At 71.1% G+C, this 14,361-nt stretch carries 14 protein-coding genes and 1 pseudogene; 8 read left to right on the top strand and 7 right to left on the bottom strand.

Features of this window, described 5'->3' with window-relative positions:
• The 3 genes from KWI83_RS03385 to KWI83_RS03375 all read right to left on the bottom strand — a co-directional run.
• A partial coding sequence (locus KWI83_RS03385) for a hypothetical protein (RefSeq protein WP_218512686.1) occupies positions 1-207 on the bottom strand: 207 nt, incomplete at its 3' end.
• Positions 204-947, bottom strand: a complete 744-nt coding sequence (locus tag KWI83_RS03380) for an NAD(P)-dependent oxidoreductase (RefSeq protein ID WP_218512685.1) — start codon at positions 945-947, stop codon at positions 204-206. The genes KWI83_RS03380 and KWI83_RS03385, both read right to left, overlap by 4 nt.
• Positions 948-988: 41 nt before the next feature.
• Positions 989-1,951: an EamA family transporter gene (locus KWI83_RS03375; RefSeq protein WP_218512684.1), complete on the bottom strand. Its 963-nt coding sequence runs from the start codon at positions 1,949-1,951 to the stop codon at positions 989-991.
• 78 nt (positions 1,952-2,029) lie between these two features.
• Here KWI83_RS03375 and KWI83_RS03370 point away from each other — a divergent pair, with 78 nt between their 5' ends.
• A complete protein-coding gene (locus KWI83_RS03370; RefSeq protein ID WP_218512744.1) occupies positions 2,030-2,944 on the top strand; it encodes a LysR family transcriptional regulator in 915 nt (304 codons plus the stop codon).
• Between the two features lie 410 nt (positions 2,945-3,354).
• On the opposite strand, the gene KWI83_RS38090 is transcribed toward KWI83_RS03370, so the two are convergent.
• Together KWI83_RS38090 and KWI83_RS38085 are read right to left on the bottom strand one after the other, a co-directional pair.
• The gene (locus tag KWI83_RS38090; RefSeq protein WP_256361625.1) at positions 3,355-3,537 is read right to left on the bottom strand and encodes a Gfo/Idh/MocA family oxidoreductase; all 183 of its coding nucleotides are present in this window, start codon (positions 3,535-3,537) and stop codon (positions 3,355-3,357) included.
• 21 nt (positions 3,538-3,558) lie between these two features.
• Positions 3,559-3,750, bottom strand: a complete 192-nt coding sequence (locus KWI83_RS38085) for a hypothetical protein (RefSeq protein ID WP_256361624.1) — start codon at positions 3,748-3,750, stop codon at positions 3,559-3,561.
• A gap of 113 nt (positions 3,751-3,863) precedes the next feature.
• Between KWI83_RS38085 and KWI83_RS03360 the strand changes: the two genes are divergently transcribed.
• Genes KWI83_RS03360 through KWI83_RS03340 form a run of 5 tightly spaced genes read left to right on the top strand, consistent with a single transcriptional unit; the run spans position 3,864 to position 9,325 of the window.
• Positions 3,864-5,150, top strand: coding sequence for an ABC transporter substrate-binding protein (locus KWI83_RS03360; RefSeq protein WP_218512683.1), 1,287 nt, complete (start codon positions 3,864-3,866; stop codon positions 5,148-5,150).
• A complete protein-coding gene (locus tag KWI83_RS03355) occupies positions 5,147-6,085 on the top strand; it encodes a carbohydrate ABC transporter permease (protein WP_218512682.1) in 939 nt (312 codons plus the stop codon). The genes KWI83_RS03360 and KWI83_RS03355 overlap by 4 nt, the downstream gene beginning before the upstream one ends.
• Positions 6,082-6,945 (top strand): carbohydrate ABC transporter permease, encoded by an 864-nt coding sequence (locus KWI83_RS03350; protein ID WP_218512681.1) that lies wholly within the window; start codon positions 6,082-6,084, stop codon positions 6,943-6,945. Before KWI83_RS03355 ends, KWI83_RS03350 begins: the two co-directional genes overlap by 4 nt.
• Entirely contained in the window at positions 6,942-7,532 is a 591-nt protein-coding gene (locus KWI83_RS03345; RefSeq protein ID WP_218512680.1) for a hypothetical protein, read from the top strand. Before KWI83_RS03350 ends, KWI83_RS03345 begins: the two co-directional genes overlap by 4 nt.
• A complete protein-coding gene (locus tag KWI83_RS03340; RefSeq protein ID WP_256361623.1) occupies positions 7,529-9,325 on the top strand; it encodes a hypothetical protein in 1,797 nt (598 codons plus the stop codon). Before KWI83_RS03345 ends, KWI83_RS03340 begins: the two co-directional genes overlap by 4 nt.
• Before the next feature lies 1 nt (position 9,326).
• On the opposite strand, the gene KWI83_RS03335 is transcribed toward KWI83_RS03340, so the two are convergent.
• Entirely contained in the window at positions 9,327-10,988 is a 1,662-nt protein-coding gene (locus KWI83_RS03335; RefSeq protein ID WP_218512679.1) for a hypothetical protein, read from the bottom strand.
• 285 nt (positions 10,989-11,273) lie between these two features.
• Between KWI83_RS03335 and KWI83_RS03330 the strand changes: the two genes are divergently transcribed.
• Positions 11,274-12,038 carry a carbonic anhydrase gene (locus KWI83_RS03330; protein WP_308121973.1) on the top strand — a complete coding sequence of 255 codons (765 nt, stop codon included), beginning with the start codon at positions 11,274-11,276 and terminating at the stop codon, positions 12,036-12,038.
• Positions 12,039-12,168: 130 nt separating this feature from the next.
• Here KWI83_RS03330 and KWI83_RS03325 read toward each other — a convergent pair.
• A pseudogene (locus tag KWI83_RS03325) lies at positions 12,169-12,666 on the bottom strand (hypothetical protein); the annotation flags it as partial.
• A 51-nt stretch (positions 12,667-12,717) separates the two neighbouring features.
• Here KWI83_RS03325 and KWI83_RS03320 point away from each other — a divergent pair.
• The gene (locus tag KWI83_RS03320; protein WP_218512677.1) at positions 12,718-14,361 is read left to right on the top strand and encodes a GMC oxidoreductase; all 1,644 of its coding nucleotides are present in this window, start codon (positions 12,718-12,720) and stop codon (positions 14,359-14,361) included.

Raw genomic sequence — 14,361 nt, 5'->3', positions numbered from 1 at the left:
ACCGTCATGGGGCCGTTGGACATCCTGTTCCCGGGCGTCTCCCCGCTTCCTTCTCAGCCCCCTCGGTCCGATGCACAGCATCACGAGGAAGAAGATGAACCCGAGCAGGCCGACGTCGTTCCAGAACGCCGGGTAGGACAGGGTGTTGGCCTGCTGCATGGCCGACAAGCACAACACGAGTCCGATCGCTGACTGCCAACGCTTCATGGGGACAGGCTGACAGCGTCCGTCGGGGACCCCTCCCGGCCGGAACCATCGGGCTCCGCGTCCTGGTGGACCACCGTGATGTGGCGCTCGGGACCGGGGTCGTCCAGTTCGTCGACCACGGCGACGGCCAGGTCCTCGGCGCTGATCCACGACCGGCCGTCGGCGGTGGTGAGCAGGGTGTCGGTGCCGCGCCGGTAGCGGCCGGTGCGTTCACCGGGTTCGAGCAGGGCCGGCGGGCTCAGGTACACCCAGTCCGCGCCGCCGTGGGCCCGGCAGGCCCGCAACTGGGCGACCCCGGCGACGGCGACGGCCCGGTACTCGGCGGGCACGTATGCGGCGTTGTCGGCGACCAGCAGATCCCCGTCGCCGGGGCTGCGCAAGGCACCGGCGCCACCGACCACAAGGACCCGTATACCCCGTGGAGCCGCGATGTCCAGCACGGTACGGGTCGTACCGACCAGGAACTCCTGGTCGGCCGGGAAGGTCCGGACGGTCACCACGACGGCGTCCGGGACGGCGCCGTGGGCCGCGGGGCCCGCCAGCGCCTCACGCAGGGCGTGCGGGTCGTTCGCGTCGACCGCGACCGGCGTCACGTTCGGGTCGTCGCTCGCGGGCTTCCGGGACAGCGCGAGCACCCGGTGCCCGCGTGCACGGGTCTCGTCGATCACCCGGCTGCCCACCATGCCGGTGGCACCGAGCACGGCGATCGTCCTGCGGGTCGCCCTAGAACCGGTCTCCATGAAACCTGTCCTCATCGAACCTGTCCTCATCGAACCTGTCGTCATCGAATCCGCTCCTCTCGGAGGTGGTCTCCCACAGGCCCACCACGCGCGACGCGGCCGCGCGGGATCGGGGAGTTGAACTGCGCGGCGAGCAACGCGGTCAGGGCGACGACGAAACCGAGGGACTGCAGCAGGCTCAGCGACTCGCCCAGCCCGATGCCGACGACCGTCGCGACCAGCGGGGACAGCAGGACCAGCGGTGCCGACGCGCCGACGGGCAGCCGCCCGATCCCGCGGAACCACAGCGTGTACGCGATCAGCCCACCCATGCTGCCGAGCCACAGGTAGCCTCCGGCCGCCGCGGCGTCGATCCGCTGCGGCACCCCGTCGATCGCGAGGGCGAGAGGGAGCAGCAGCAGTCCGCCCGCCGTCAGTTGCCAGCCCGCCAGGGTCAGGGCCCCCACCCCCGCGGGGCGGCCCCAGCGCTTGGTGAGGACGACCCCGGCGGCCATCGCGGCCGTACCGCCGAGGCCCGCGAGGATCCCGACGGCGTCCAGCCGTGCCTGCGGTCCGAGCACGACAAGTCCGACGCCGAGCGCGCCGAGCACACCCCAGGTCCACCGCCAGGCCGTCGGCCGGTCGTGCAGCACCGCGATGGCCAGCCCGGCGACCAGCAGCGGCTGGGTGGCGCCGAGGGTGGCGGCGACCCCGCCGGGGAGCCGTTCGGCCGCCAGGAACAGCAGGGGGAACAGCGCGCCGATGTTGAGCACGCCGAGGACCACGGCCTTCCACCACCAGTCCCCGCGCGGGAGCACCCGGGTGAGCGCCAGCCCCACCAGCCCGGCGGGCAGGGCACGCATCAGCCCGGCGAACAGCGGATGCCCGGGCGGGAGCAGTTCCGTGGTCACGGCGTACGTGGTGCCCCAGGCCGCCGGGGCGAGCGCGGTCAGTGCGACGGTCGCCATCCGCTGCGCGGACGCGGTCCGCGGCGGGCCCGGTGACCGCTCGGTCAGAGTCTCCATGCGAGGAAGTCTCGATCCCCGGTGCCATGAGTCCAAAGCATCCTTGTCATGGCAGCCATGAACGACAACGATGGATGTGTGGATCTGCAGCAGATGCGCTACGTCGTCGCCCTCGCCGAAACCCGTAACTTCACCCGCGCCGCCGAGCGCTGCTCGGTGGTGCAGTCCTCGCTCAGCCACCGGATCGCCGGTCTGGAACGCGAGCTGGGGGTCCAGCTCTTCGCCCGGTCCAGCCGCCGCGTCGAACTGACCAGTGCCGGAGCGGCATTTGTCGCCGGTGCCCGTGAGTGCCTGGCCGCCGCCGAGCGCGCGGCCGCCGACGCCGCCGCGGCGACCGGCGTGGTACGCGGGCGGCTCGCCGTCGGGGTGATCGTGACGGCGGCCGCGGTGGACGTACCCGAGCTGCTCCAGCGGTACCGCGCCCAGCACCCTGAGGTCCGCGTCGCCCTGCGCTCCGGCCGCAGCGACGACCTGGTGACGGCGATCCGCGCGGGCGACCTGGACATCGCCTTCCTCGGCCTGCCGGAGGGCGAACGGCCGGCCGGGGTGGAGAGCGTCGTGCTCGATCACGACCGGCATGTGCTGGTGGTGCCGACCGGGCACCGGCTCGCGGGCGCGCCCCGGGTCACGCTGGAGGAGATCGCCGGGGAGACCTTCGTGGACTTCGCGGCCGGGACACCCGCCCGGGCCCAGTCCGACCAGGCGTTCACCGCCGCCGGCCTGGTCCGCGACGTCGCCTACGAGGCCGCCGTCGTGGAGCTGATGACCCGGCTGATCGGCCGGGAACTCGGCATCGCGCTGATGCCGTCGGCGTACATCCGCCCGCTGGCCGCCGACGATCCGGAACTGGCGCTGGTCCCGGTGGTCGACGGCCCGCGCCGGGTCGAGTATCTGGCGTGGAGCCGTTTCAACCCCAGCCCGGCGACCCGGGCCATGCTCGGCGTCCTGGGCGTCGGATCACCGGCAGGGCGCGGGCGCCCGGCGACCGGATGATCCGACGCCGCCGCCAAGGGCCTGTGCGGCGGATCATGCCGGGATCGCGGGGCTTGGCACGCCGATCCGCGCTGATGAGACACCGCCCCTTGGAGCTGCCCGATCCGCCGGACAGGCCCTGGTCGACGGGCGCGAGGAACTCCTTCCGGGACAGCGGCCGGTCGACGATGCGGGTGTCGCCCCGCTACCGGTGTGTGTGAGTGCCGGTGCTGACGTCCCAGGGCGCGTAGGCGGTGAGGTGGTACGTCAGGGTGGCGCCGGAGTCGTAGCGGACGAGGACCGCCATGTCGTCCTCGATGGTCACGCCCGGCGCGAAGACGTTCTGGTCGCGGTGGTAGCCGTCCTCCGACTCGGCGTCCAGGTAGAGGGACTTGAGCAGCGGTTCGTCGGCGAGGCGCAGGGCGAAGGGGTCACCCTCGGCCGCCGGTGCGCCGCCCGGCGTCCGGGATACGGCGGGCGCGGTCGGTGTCCGTCGTCATCAGTTTCTCGGTGACGACGTCGCAGCCCGTCTCCAGGGCGCGCACGATGCACTCGTCGTGCGTGCGGTCCACCGTGCACACCACCACGAGGTCGATCCGCTCGGGGCGCAGCATCTCGTCGAAGTCCTCGGCCCGTTACGCCGGGACCGCCCCGGCGGGCGCGATCCATGCGTTGTGCACGGCCATGCGGTGCGCGTTGACGTCGCAGAACGCCACGAGTTCGGCCCGGTCGGCGTGCGGGCCGGTGAGCGCCTGGGTGTGGAGCCGGGCGCGGGCGCCGAGGCCCACCACGGCACAGCGGCGTCGGGGCGCGGGGTCCAGGGGCATGCGGAGCCTTTCGTTCCGATGATGCGTGCGCGGGTCTTGTCGTGACATCCGGACGTCCCTAGGGTCCCAGAAGGGCGCAAGCGCTTTCTACAGTCTGGAGAGGGGTGACCCGCATGCCCGGAAACAGGACGAGGAGGTCCTGTGTCACGGCGGTCGTGCTCGCACTGTGCGCGGTGCTGTCCGGCTGCTCGGGTGGGACCGAGTCGGGCAGCAGCGGCGGCAAGGTCGTGCTGCGCTACACCTGGTGGGGCAATCCGGACCGGGCGGCCAGGACCGAGGAGGCGATCGGGCTCTTCGAGAAGAAGTTCCCCGGCATCGAGGTGCAGTCGTCGTTCTCCGGCTACGACACCTACAAGCAGAAGCTGGCCACGCAGGCCGCCGGCGGCGACGCCCCCGATGTGATGCAGCTCGACTACCGCATGATCGACCAGTACGCGTCGGGCGGTGTGCTCTACGACCTCGGCCGTCAGAGGTCCGTGCTGCGGACCGACGAGATCGACGCGGGCCTGCTGGCCACCGGCGCGTCGGACGGCAGGCTGTACGCCGTTCCGCAGGGGCGCGGCACCGAGGCGGTGATCTACGACGCCGAGCAGTGGAAGGCGACCGGCGTTCCGCTGCCGAGCGGGGCGTGGACGTGGCGCGAGTGGGCCGACGCGATGCGGGCCCTGGCCGAGAAGACGGGCGCGCCGGCGGCCACCGATCCGGGGCAGAGCGAGGACGCCTTCGAGGTGTGGCTGCGCGGTCAGGGCAAGGACCTCTACACCGAGGACGGCGGACTCGGTTTCACCGCCGACGACCTGACGCGCTGGTGGACCTTCACCGACCGGCTCCGCCAGGAGGGTGTGGTCTCCCCCGCCGAGCAGACCACCCAGCTCGACGGCACCGTGGAGAACACCCCGCTGGGCCGCGGCAAGGCCATCGTGGACATCAACTGGGACGCGCCCGCAAGCGGTTTCGTCGCCCTGGTCGGCGAGGGCGTGACGCTCGCGCCGATGCCGTCCGGCGAGGACGGCACGCCCGGCCAGTACTTCAAGCCGTCGATGTTCATGGGCATCGCCGCCAACACCGAGCATCCCGAGGAGGCGGCCCGGCTGATCGACTTCATGCTCAACGACCCGGGCGCCGCACGCGTCCTCGGCGCGACGCGCAGCATGCCGGTGAACGAGACCCTGCGCGAGGAGATCGCCCCCGACCTCACGGACTTCGACAAGGTCATCTACGAGTACCAGGCCACCGTCGAAGGCAAGCTCAACGCCCCGCCGCAGGCGCCGCCTTCGGGCGACAGCGCCCTGCAGACGACCTTCCAGCGGGACTACGACCAGGTCTCGTACGAGCGGATGTCGCCCCGCGAGGCGGCCGAGAACTACATCACCGAGGCGAAGGCGGAGCTGAGGTCATGACCACCACGGAAGTGCCGACGGCCGCACCCCCGAAGCGCGTTGCCGTGCCGGGCAGGCCCGCGCGCCGCCGACGCGAGGGCGCCGCCTGGGTGTTCCTGTCCCCCTGGGTGCTCGGCGCGTGCGTGCTGACGCTGCTGCCGATGGCCGTCTCGCTGTACCTGTCGTTCACCGACTACGACCTGTTCAACCCGCCGAGCTGGGTGGGCCTGCGCAACTACACGCAGATGTTCACCGAGGACCCGCGCTACTGGCGTTCGGTGGTCGCGACGCTGACGTACGTCGTCGTCGCCGTACCGCTGCAGCTCGCGCTCGCCCTGACCGTGGCGCTCGCGCTGAAGTCGATGCGCCGCGGCCGGGCCTTCTACCGCTCGGCCTTCTACGCGCCCTCGCTGCTGGGCGCCTCGATGTCGATCGCCCTGGTCTGGCGGGCGATCTTCAACGACGGCGGCACCGTGGACAACCTGTTCGGCACCGGCGGCTGGGTCAACAAGCCGGGCTGGGCGCTGTTCGCGGTCGCGCTGCTGACGGTGTGGCAGTTCGGCGCGCCGATGGTCATCTTCCTCGCGGGACTGCTGCAGATACCCGGCGAGCTGTACGAGGCGGCCGCCGTCGACGGGGCGAGCCGCTGGCGCCAGTTCGCGCACATCACGATCCCCATGCTGTCGCCGGTGCTGTTCTTCAACCTCGTCCTGCAGACCATCCAGGCCTTCCAGGTCTTCACCCCGGCCTTCGCGGTCAGCGCGGGCAAGGGCGGACCGGCAGACTCGACCCTCTTCTACACGCTCTACCTCTACGACCGCGGCTTCGTCGCCTCCCACATGGGCTACGCCTCGGCCATGGCCTGGGTGCTGCTGATCGTCATCGGCGCGGTCACGGCCGTGCTGTTCCGCACCTCGCGCTCCTGGGTCTTCTACGCCTCCGAGGGGGACCGATGACTACGGCAACTCCCGCCGTCCGCAACTCTGTTCCGTGGCGTCGTGTGGCGCTGCACGTCGGCTGTCTGGCCGCCCTGCTGGTGATGCTGTACCCGCTGGCCTGGCTGCTGGCGACCTCGCTCAAGCCCGCGGACGAGGTGATCGCCAGCCTGCGGCTGCTGCCGAGCCGCCTGGAGTGGTCGAACTACTCCACCGCCCTGGACGGCGTCAACGACGTCTCCGTGGCCCGGCTGCTCGGCAACTCCCTTTTGATCGCGGGCGGCGCGGTCGTCGGCAACGTGCTGTCGTGCTCGCTGGCCGCGTACGCCTTCGCGCGGCTGCGGTTCCGCTTCCGGGGCCCGCTGTTCGCGTTCATGATCGCCACGATCATGCTGCCGCACCACGCGGTGCTGATCCCGCAGTACATCATCTTCAACCAGCTCGGCATGGTGAACACCTACTGGCCGCTGATCCTGCCCAAGTTCCTGGCGACGGAGGCCTTCTTCGTCTTCCTGATCGTGCAGTTCATGCGCGGGCTGCCGCGCGAGCTGGAGGAGGCGGCGCGCATCGACGGCTGCGGTCCGTTCCGCAGCTTCTTCCTGGTGATCCTGCCGCTCACCCGGCCCGCGCTGATCACCACGGCGATCTTCACCTTCATCTGGACCTGGAACGACTTCTTCACCCAGCTGATCTACCTCTTCTCGCCGGAGAAGTTCACGCTGACGCTGGCGCTGCGGACGTTCGTGGACGCCTCCAGCCAGTCGTCGTTCGGTCCGATGTTCGCGATGTCGGTGATCGCGCTGCTGCCGATCGTGCTGTTCTTCCTGGCCTTCCAGCGGTTCCTGGTGGAGGGCATGGCCAGTTCGGGGGTCAAGGGATGAGCGTGCGCACGCCCCGGGAGCCGGGCGAGCTGTTCGGTCCCCGCGCGACGCTGTTCGCGGATGTGCTCAGCGTGGGCCTGGCGACGACCGTGGCGTGTCTGCCGCTGGTGACCGTACCGGCGGCGCTGTCCACGGCGTGCGCGGTGCTGCGCGGCGTACGCGAGGACCGGCCCGCCACGGCCGGGCGGTACTTCGCCCTGCTGCGGCAGCGGCTGCGGGGCGGGGATCTGGCCGCCGGGGCAGTGCTCCTCGCCGGGGTGCTGCTGCTGGTCGCGGATCTGGCGCTGGCGGGGGCCGGGCTGCCGGGGGCGCGGCTGTTCGCCGTGCTCGCGGGGGCGATCGGGGCGGGCGCGACGGTCGTGGGACTGCGCGCGTGCGCCCGGCCGGCCTCGCTCACCGACTGGCCCGCGGCCGTGCGCGAGGCGGCCCGGGACGCCGTACGGGATCCGGGCGGGAGCGGCCTGGTCCTGCTCGCTCTCGCCGCGGCCGTGCTGTGCGGATGGATGCTGCTGCCGCTGGCCCTTCTCGCGCCGGGGCCGCTGGCCCTGGCTCTGACCGCCGTCGACGTACGACAGGAGAGCGCATGATCGCCCGTAGAACCTTCCTCGCCACGACCGCGACGGCCGCCGCGGCCACCGGGATCAGCGGCGCGCCCGCCGCGGCCGGATCGCGTACGGACGCCGCCTTCATGTCCCTGCTGACCGAGACCGCCGACCGGCGGGCCGCCGAGCTGCGCACGACGTACGGCGACACCGTCACCGACCTGCGCGACCGGGGCCGGGCGCGGGCCGCCGCCCGCGCGCTGCGGACGTTCACCTCCGTCTACGTCCACGAGGACTCGGCGTACCACCACGCCCGCGACCTGCTCGGGCCGCTGGGTGAGCTGGCCGACGTGCTCGCGGCGGAGCAGTACGACGACGGCCTGTACGACCAGGGGGCCGTGCACTCGCCGCCGGACACCGCCTTCTCGGTGGTCGATCTGAACCTGGCGTACGCCCTGCTGGAGCGGGACGGGCACCGGGCGACCGAGGGCGTGCGCCGGACCGTCGCGGGGGTGCTGCGCAAGGCGGGCCCGGGGCTCGCGCACGGGGGCGTCCACACGGCCAACCACCGCTGGCTGGTGTGCTCCGCGCTCGCCCGGATCCACCGCCGCTGGCCCGACCCGGCGTACGCGCGGCGCATCGACGCCTGGCTGGCGGAGGGCATCGACCGACTGCCGGGCGGCGAGTACAGCGAACGCAGCCCCACCTACTCGGCCGTCGTCACCAACCCGGCGCTGCTGACACTGGCCCGCCACTATGGTCGTACAGATCTGTACGACCATGTGCGGGCCAACCTGAAGGCCACTCTCTTCGTCATCGAGCCCAACGGCGAGGTGGAGAGCGTGCATTCGCGGCGCCAGGACCAGACGGCGTTGCGTTACCTGCCGGAGTTCTGGCTCCAGTACCGGGAGATGGCGATCCGCGACGGCGACGGGCGGTTCGCCGCGGTGGCCGCGCTGCTGCACGAGCGCGGCACGGAGCAGACGTTCGGCGAGACGCCGCTCGGCGACCGGCTGGCGGAGGTGCTGGACCGGCCGGAGCTGGCCCGGCCGCTGCCCGAAGCCGCCCCGCTTCCCGAGGAGTTCGTGCATCACGACACCGACTGCCGACTGGTCCGGGTGCGGCGTGGCACGGACACCGCGACGATCTTCGGCGGCACCGACTTCCCCGAAGAGCAGGCGATTTCCTCGGGGCTGTCCACCAATCCGACGTTCTTCAAGATGCGCAAGGGGGCGGCGATCCTGGACTCGCTGCGGCTGTCGCCGCAGTTCTTCTCCCTGGGGCACTTCCGCGCCGAGGGGCTGCAGCGGGTGGACGGCGGCTGGCGGCTGCACGCCGAGGTGCGGGCCGCGTTCCACCAGCCGCTGCCGCCCCAGCACCGCCGGGCCGACGGCGACTATCCGCTCTCCGACGACGGGCGGTTCTGGTCGGCGATGGACTTCCCGCACCGTCCCAAGGAGTGGCGGACCCTGCGCACCGAGGTGCTGGTGCGGCACATCGCCGGTGGCGGCTGGCAGTTGGACTTCGACGTGTCGCAGTCGGCGGTGCCGCTCGCGCTGGAGCTGTGCTTCCGGCGCGGCGGCTCGCTGACCGGCGACGGGCTCACGCCCGTGGCGGGGCAGGCCGACACCTACCAGTTGGTGAGCGGGGAGGCCGCGTACACCGTCGGTGACGACCGGATCGTGTTCGGGCCGGGCAACGGCGCGGGCGGCAAGCAGCCACCCGTCGTCGACGCGGGGGAACGCTACTCGTGGATGAACGGCTCCCTCACGCCCGACGGCATCCGCGTCCTGATCACCGGGAGGTCCCCACTGCGGTACCGGCTCACCATCGCCTGAGTCACTGCGCGGGCTCGGCGGGCCGCCCCATGCGGCAGTAGCAGGACGACTCGATCGGTACGTCCGCCAGGGCAGCGGCGATCTTCAGCTGCTGCGCCACGATCCCGGCCTCCGCCGTCTTGCCCAGCCGCATCAGGCACTCGTGGAAACCGTGCAGGGACCAGACGTTGCCGGGGTGCTGCAAGGGGCGGGGCAGGGTCTCGTCGAGTCCGAGGTCGGCCCGGTAGACCGCCTCGGCCTCGGCGACCCGGCCCTGTTCGAGGAGCAGGGCGCCGTAGGCGTGGCGGGTGGGCTGCATCCAGCCCCAGGGCTCGTCGTAGGGCAGGCTGTCGTCGAGTTCGATCGACCGTTCCAGCGCGGCGAAGGCCTCGGCGTGGTTGCCCTTGCGGTACTCCAGCTCGCCGTCGAGCATCTCCGAGGCGACGGCGAGGATGTCGACACAGGTGTTGTTGAACAGGGTGCGGGACTGCGGGACCCGGGCGGCGGCCTCGCGGAACAGCAGCCGTTCGGCCTCGGCCTCGTCGATCCGGCCGGTCGCGGAGAGGGCGATGCCGCGGGCGTAGTGGAGCATCGCGGTGGTCACGCAGTAGAGCTGCGCGTCCTCGGGGAAGGGCAGCTCCAGGATGTCCGTCCAGCGGCCGAAGCGGATCAGGACGTGGACCCGCATGGCGAGGAAGCCCTCCAGCCAGTCGGCCATGGGCGGGCTCTGCACCCGCAGCAGTTCCTCCGTGATGGTCTCTTCCAGCTTGGCGGCGGTCTCCAGGGCGGTCCGGGACTGGCCGAGGAACATCGCGCCGTAGATCTTGAAGTGGTAGTTGTGCGACCGGTACAGGGTGTAGAAGTTCATCGCGCCGGAGCGCGCGAGGAACTTCTCGTCGGCGGCGATCGCGTCGCTGTTGCCCGCGACGACGCGCCGGTAGTCGCCGCACAGGACGTCCAGGTGCGAGGGCATGTGCAGAAGGTGCCCGGCGTCGGGCACCAGGCCGCGCAGCCGGTCGGCGACGGTCAGGGCCGATTCGGGGGTGGCGGACATCTCCATCAGGTGGATGTACAGGTGCAGCGCGCCGGGATGCCGTGCCCCGTCCTCGGTGGCGATCGCCCGGTCGAGGACGGCCTTGGCCTCCGGGGTGCGGGCGCCCTCGGCGGGCTCTCCGGTGCGGATGTCCCACAGCTGCCAGGGCGTGAGGTTCATCAGGGCGTCGGCGTACAGGGTGGCGATGTCGAGGTCGTCGGGGGCGAGGTCGTACACCGCGCGCATACGGTCGGCGTAGGGCTCGTTCCACACCGAGCAGTCCTCGACGGCCTCCGACCGCGGGTAGCGGGCGCGCAGGGCCTCGATCAGGGCGCGTTCGACGGGCGTGGCGTCGGCCGACTTCTCGTGGGCGCGTTCCACGGCGGCGTGGGTGCGGTCGACGGTGCGGACCAGTTCCTGGGCGTCGAAGGCCTCCCAGGGTTTGTTGTAGTTGGGGCCGAGGGCGTAGGCGATGCCCCAGTGGGCCATGGCGCAGTCCGGGTCGGCGGCCGCGGCGGCCTCGAAGCAGGAGACGGCCTCCTCGTGGTGGAAGGCGTACGTCCAGATCAGGCCGCGGTCGAACCACAGCTGGGCTTCGGGGGACGAGGTCGTCACCGGACGGGTGTGGGTGCCGAGGGCGTAGTAGTCCATCCGTGTCTCCTGTGATCGCGCGGGTATCGCGGCACCGGCTCGCCGGCTCCCGACCTGGATGATTCTCAGGTGCTGCCAGGGCGTCGGCGGGCCGTACGCACGCGTGGGCGACAGCGACGACACGAAAGAGGGATCATGCGCCCCGGATCGCTCGGAGACGTCGGGCCAAGTCCGTCCCTCGTGTCCGCCAAGGACGGATCAACCCCTGGCCATGAATTCACCATGCCAGACCATGATTCAGTATCGTGAACCCGGCGGCTCCGCCCCAGGCATACGTTCATGGCCGTGAACCTCGATGACACCCTCCTCAGAGGCACCGGCCTTGAGCCGACCTCGTCCGCCACGGCGGCGCCCGCCCGCCGTGGCCTTCTGCGCGCCGCTCTGACCGGCGCCGCGGCGCTCGGTGCCGGCCTCGCCCTCGACGCCTCCCCCGCGTCCGCAGTCACCGCAGCGCCGCACCACCGCCCCAGCACCCCCGCGCAGGCCCTGCGCGCGCTGGAGGCGGGCAATCGGCGCTGGCGCACCTTCCGGGAGCGGCACCCGGACGAGACACCGGCCGTCCGGCAGGCGCTGACGTCGGGTCAGCATCCGTTCGCGGTGATCCTCAGCTGCGTCGACTCCCGCGTCCCCCCGGAGCTGGTCTTCGACCAGGGGCTCGGCGACCTGCTCACGGTGCGCAGCGCCGGTGAGGTCCTGGACGAGGCCGTGCTCGGCAGCATCGCCTTCGGGGTCCTCGAACTGGCCATACCGCTGGTCCTGGTCCTCGGCCACCAGTCCTGCGGTGCCGTGGGGGCCGCCGTCGCGGCGGAGGAGTCCGGGGAGCGGCTGCCGGCCCACATCCAGTACCTGGCCGACGAGATCAGCCCGGCCATCGACCACACCAAGGAGGGTGACGCCCGCGTCGACGCGAGCATCGACGCGAACATACGGCTGGTCCGGTCCCGCCTCGCCGCCGAGCCCGACCTGGCGGCCAAGGTGAGGTCCGGTGAACTCGCCATCGTGGGCGCCCGCTACGAGCTGACGACCCAGCGCGTGCATCGCATCTCCTGACGTGCGTGCCAGGGGGCGGGCGGCCGGTGCGGTCCGCCCGCCCCGGCGGCGGGTCGGGGCGGGTCATGCGTGAGGGTCTCCCGGGCCACGAAGAGGTTGTTGCTGCCGGACGGGCGGTTGCGCCAGGTCAGTAGAGGTCCTGGCCCTGGATGCGGCTGGTCTCGGCGACCTGGGAGATGGCCGAGATGCCGTAGGTGCCGATCGCGGCCTCCATCATCGACAGCTCCCCGTTGCCGTGGGAGTTCGAGCCGTTGATGACCTCGGGGAGGCAGACGGTGCGGAGCAGGGTGGCGAAGCGGCCGGAGTTCGCCCAGCCGCCCGGGTAGGTGTACTTGATGATCTCGGCGGCCTTGGGCCAGGAGGAGCCCGCCCAGCCGGTCTGGAGCGGGGCGTTGCTGTTGGTGTGGTCGCGGATCACGGCCGACCAGGCGCCCATCAGCTTGATGGCTTTCCTTCTGCCCATCATCCGGTCGAAGGCGCCCTTCCAGGGCCGGGCACCGGCGTTGACCTTGCTCGGCGAGGAGCGGGCCGCGACGCCTGCGGCGGGGTCGAACGGGTGCGCAAGGAAAGACGGGGCGTCGGGAGGTGGGCGCGAAAAGTTACCTATAGGTATGTCGTGACTTCGCATGCCGACGGCAGTAGAACCCGTTTCGATCCACTCGAAAACGAGGAGTGCCGTATGAGCGCTGACCTCCAGATCAAACCCCCACCAAGCGGAATCTCCCGCCGCCGATTCATCGCTGGAACCAGTGTCATTACGGGCGCGGCTGTGATCGGCGGCCACAACTCTCCGTCCCTGGCGGCCCGGCAACAGAACACCGCCGTCATCGAACCGGGCGCGCGGATTCCGGTCCTCGTGATCGGCACCGGATACGGCGGCTCGGTCGCCGCTCTCCGGCTCGCGCAGGCCGGTGTCGCAGTGCATATGGTCGACATGGGAATGGCCTGGGACACCCCGGGTCCGGACGGAAAGATCTTCGCCAACACGACCAGTCCCGACTATCGGTCGTTCTGGCTGCGCACCAGAACCAAACAACCCCTCAGCACCTTCCTTGGCTATCCGCTCGACAAGGACGTGCCCCGCTACACCGGCATTCTCGATGCCGAGGAAATGGGCGGGATCACGGTCTATCAGGGACGCGGAGTCGGCGGCGGATCACTCGTCAACGGCGGCATGGCCGTGACGCCGCAGCGCGAGAACTTCGGCGCCGTGCTGCCGTCCGTCGACGCCGACGAGATGTACGACGTGTACTACCCGCGCGCCAACGCCGAACTCGGCGTCAGCACCATCGACCCGGCGTGGTTCGAGACGACCGCCTGCTACCAGTACGCCCGCGTGGGCCGCAGACACGCCCAGCGTTCCGGGTTCCCCTTCGTCTTCGTCCCGGACGTCTACGACTGGGACTACATGAAGCAGGAGGCCGCCGGTACGGTCCCGAAATCGGCGCTGGCCGGAGAGATCCTCTACGGCAACAACCACGGCAAGAAGACGCTCCAGCAGACCTATCTCGCCCGGGCCCGGGCCACCGGAAAGGTGACCGTCTCGGCGCTGCACAGGGTCGTCTCCGTCGCTCCCGCCGCCTCCGGCGGCTACACGGTCGGCATGGAGCAACTCGACACCGGCGGCGCCGTCGCGACCACGAAAACGGTGACCGCGGGCCGCGTGTTCTTCGCCGCCGGAAGCGTCGGCACCAGCAAGCTTCTGGTCCGGCTGAAGGCAATCGGCGCGCTGCCGGGCCTGAACGGCGAGATCGGCAAGGGCTGGGGCGACAACGGCAACGTGATGTGCGGGCGGGCCAACCACATGTGGGATCCGACCGGCGCCCTGCAGTCCGCGATTCCCACCGCCGGTATCGACAACTGGGCCGCGGGCGGAGCATTCGCCGAGGTCGCGCCGCTGCCCACCGGAATCGAGACGTACGCCTCCTTCTATCTGTCGATCACCAGGAATCCGCACCGCGCGGAGTTCTCGTGGAACCCGGCGAGCGGAAAGGTGGAACTCAACTGGCGGACGTCCTGGAAGCAGCCGTCCATCACCATGGCCAAGTCGATATTCGACCGGATCAACGCGAAAGAGGGCACGATCTACCGCACCGACCTCTTCGGCGCGTACAAGATCTGGGGCGACCACCTCACCTACCATCCCCTGGGCGGCGCGGTGCTGAACAAGGCGACGGACAACTACGGCCGCCTGCACGGCCATTCCGGCCTCTACGTCATCGACGGGGCGCTCATCCCGGGCAACACGAGCGTGAACCCCTTCGTCACCATCACGGCGCTCGCCGAACGGAACATCGACGAGATCATCGCCGCCGACCTCTGA

The organism is Streptomyces sp. TRM70350 (assembly GCF_019219825.1).
Taxonomy (GTDB): Bacteria; Actinomycetota; Actinomycetes; order Streptomycetales; family Streptomycetaceae; genus Streptomyces.
This window is presented reverse-complemented; position numbering and strand designations above follow the sequence as displayed.

Excerpts from the sequence above, each read along its gene's own strand:
- KWI83_RS03380 (WP_218512685.1), bottom strand. The coding sequence starts at position 947 with ATGGAGACCGGTTCTAGGGCGACCCGCAGGACGATCGCCGTGCTCGGT.
- KWI83_RS03375 (WP_218512684.1), bottom strand. The coding sequence starts at position 1,951 with ATGGAGACTCTGACCGAGCGGTCACCGGGCCCGCCGCGGACCGCGTCC.
- KWI83_RS38090 (WP_256361625.1), bottom strand. The coding sequence starts at position 3,537 with ATGCTGCGCCCCGAGCGGATCGACCTCGTGGTGGTGTGCACGGTGGAC.
- KWI83_RS38085 (WP_256361624.1), bottom strand. The coding sequence starts at position 3,750 with ATGCCCCTGGACCCCGCGCCCCGACGCCGCTGTGCCGTGGTGGGCCTC.
- KWI83_RS03360 (WP_218512683.1), top strand. The coding sequence starts at position 3,864 with ATGCCCGGAAACAGGACGAGGAGGTCCTGTGTCACGGCGGTCGTGCTC.
- KWI83_RS03355 (WP_218512682.1), top strand. The coding sequence starts at position 5,147 with ATGACCACCACGGAAGTGCCGACGGCCGCACCCCCGAAGCGCGTTGCC.
- KWI83_RS03350 (WP_218512681.1), top strand. The coding sequence starts at position 6,082 with ATGACTACGGCAACTCCCGCCGTCCGCAACTCTGTTCCGTGGCGTCGT.
- KWI83_RS03345 (WP_218512680.1), top strand. The coding sequence starts at position 6,942 with ATGAGCGTGCGCACGCCCCGGGAGCCGGGCGAGCTGTTCGGTCCCCGC.
- KWI83_RS03340 (WP_256361623.1), top strand. The coding sequence starts at position 7,529 with ATGATCGCCCGTAGAACCTTCCTCGCCACGACCGCGACGGCCGCCGCG.
- KWI83_RS03335 (WP_218512679.1), bottom strand. The coding sequence starts at position 10,988 with ATGGACTACTACGCCCTCGGCACCCACACCCGTCCGGTGACGACCTCG.
- KWI83_RS03320 (WP_218512677.1), top strand. The coding sequence starts at position 12,718 with ATGAGCGCTGACCTCCAGATCAAACCCCCACCAAGCGGAATCTCCCGC.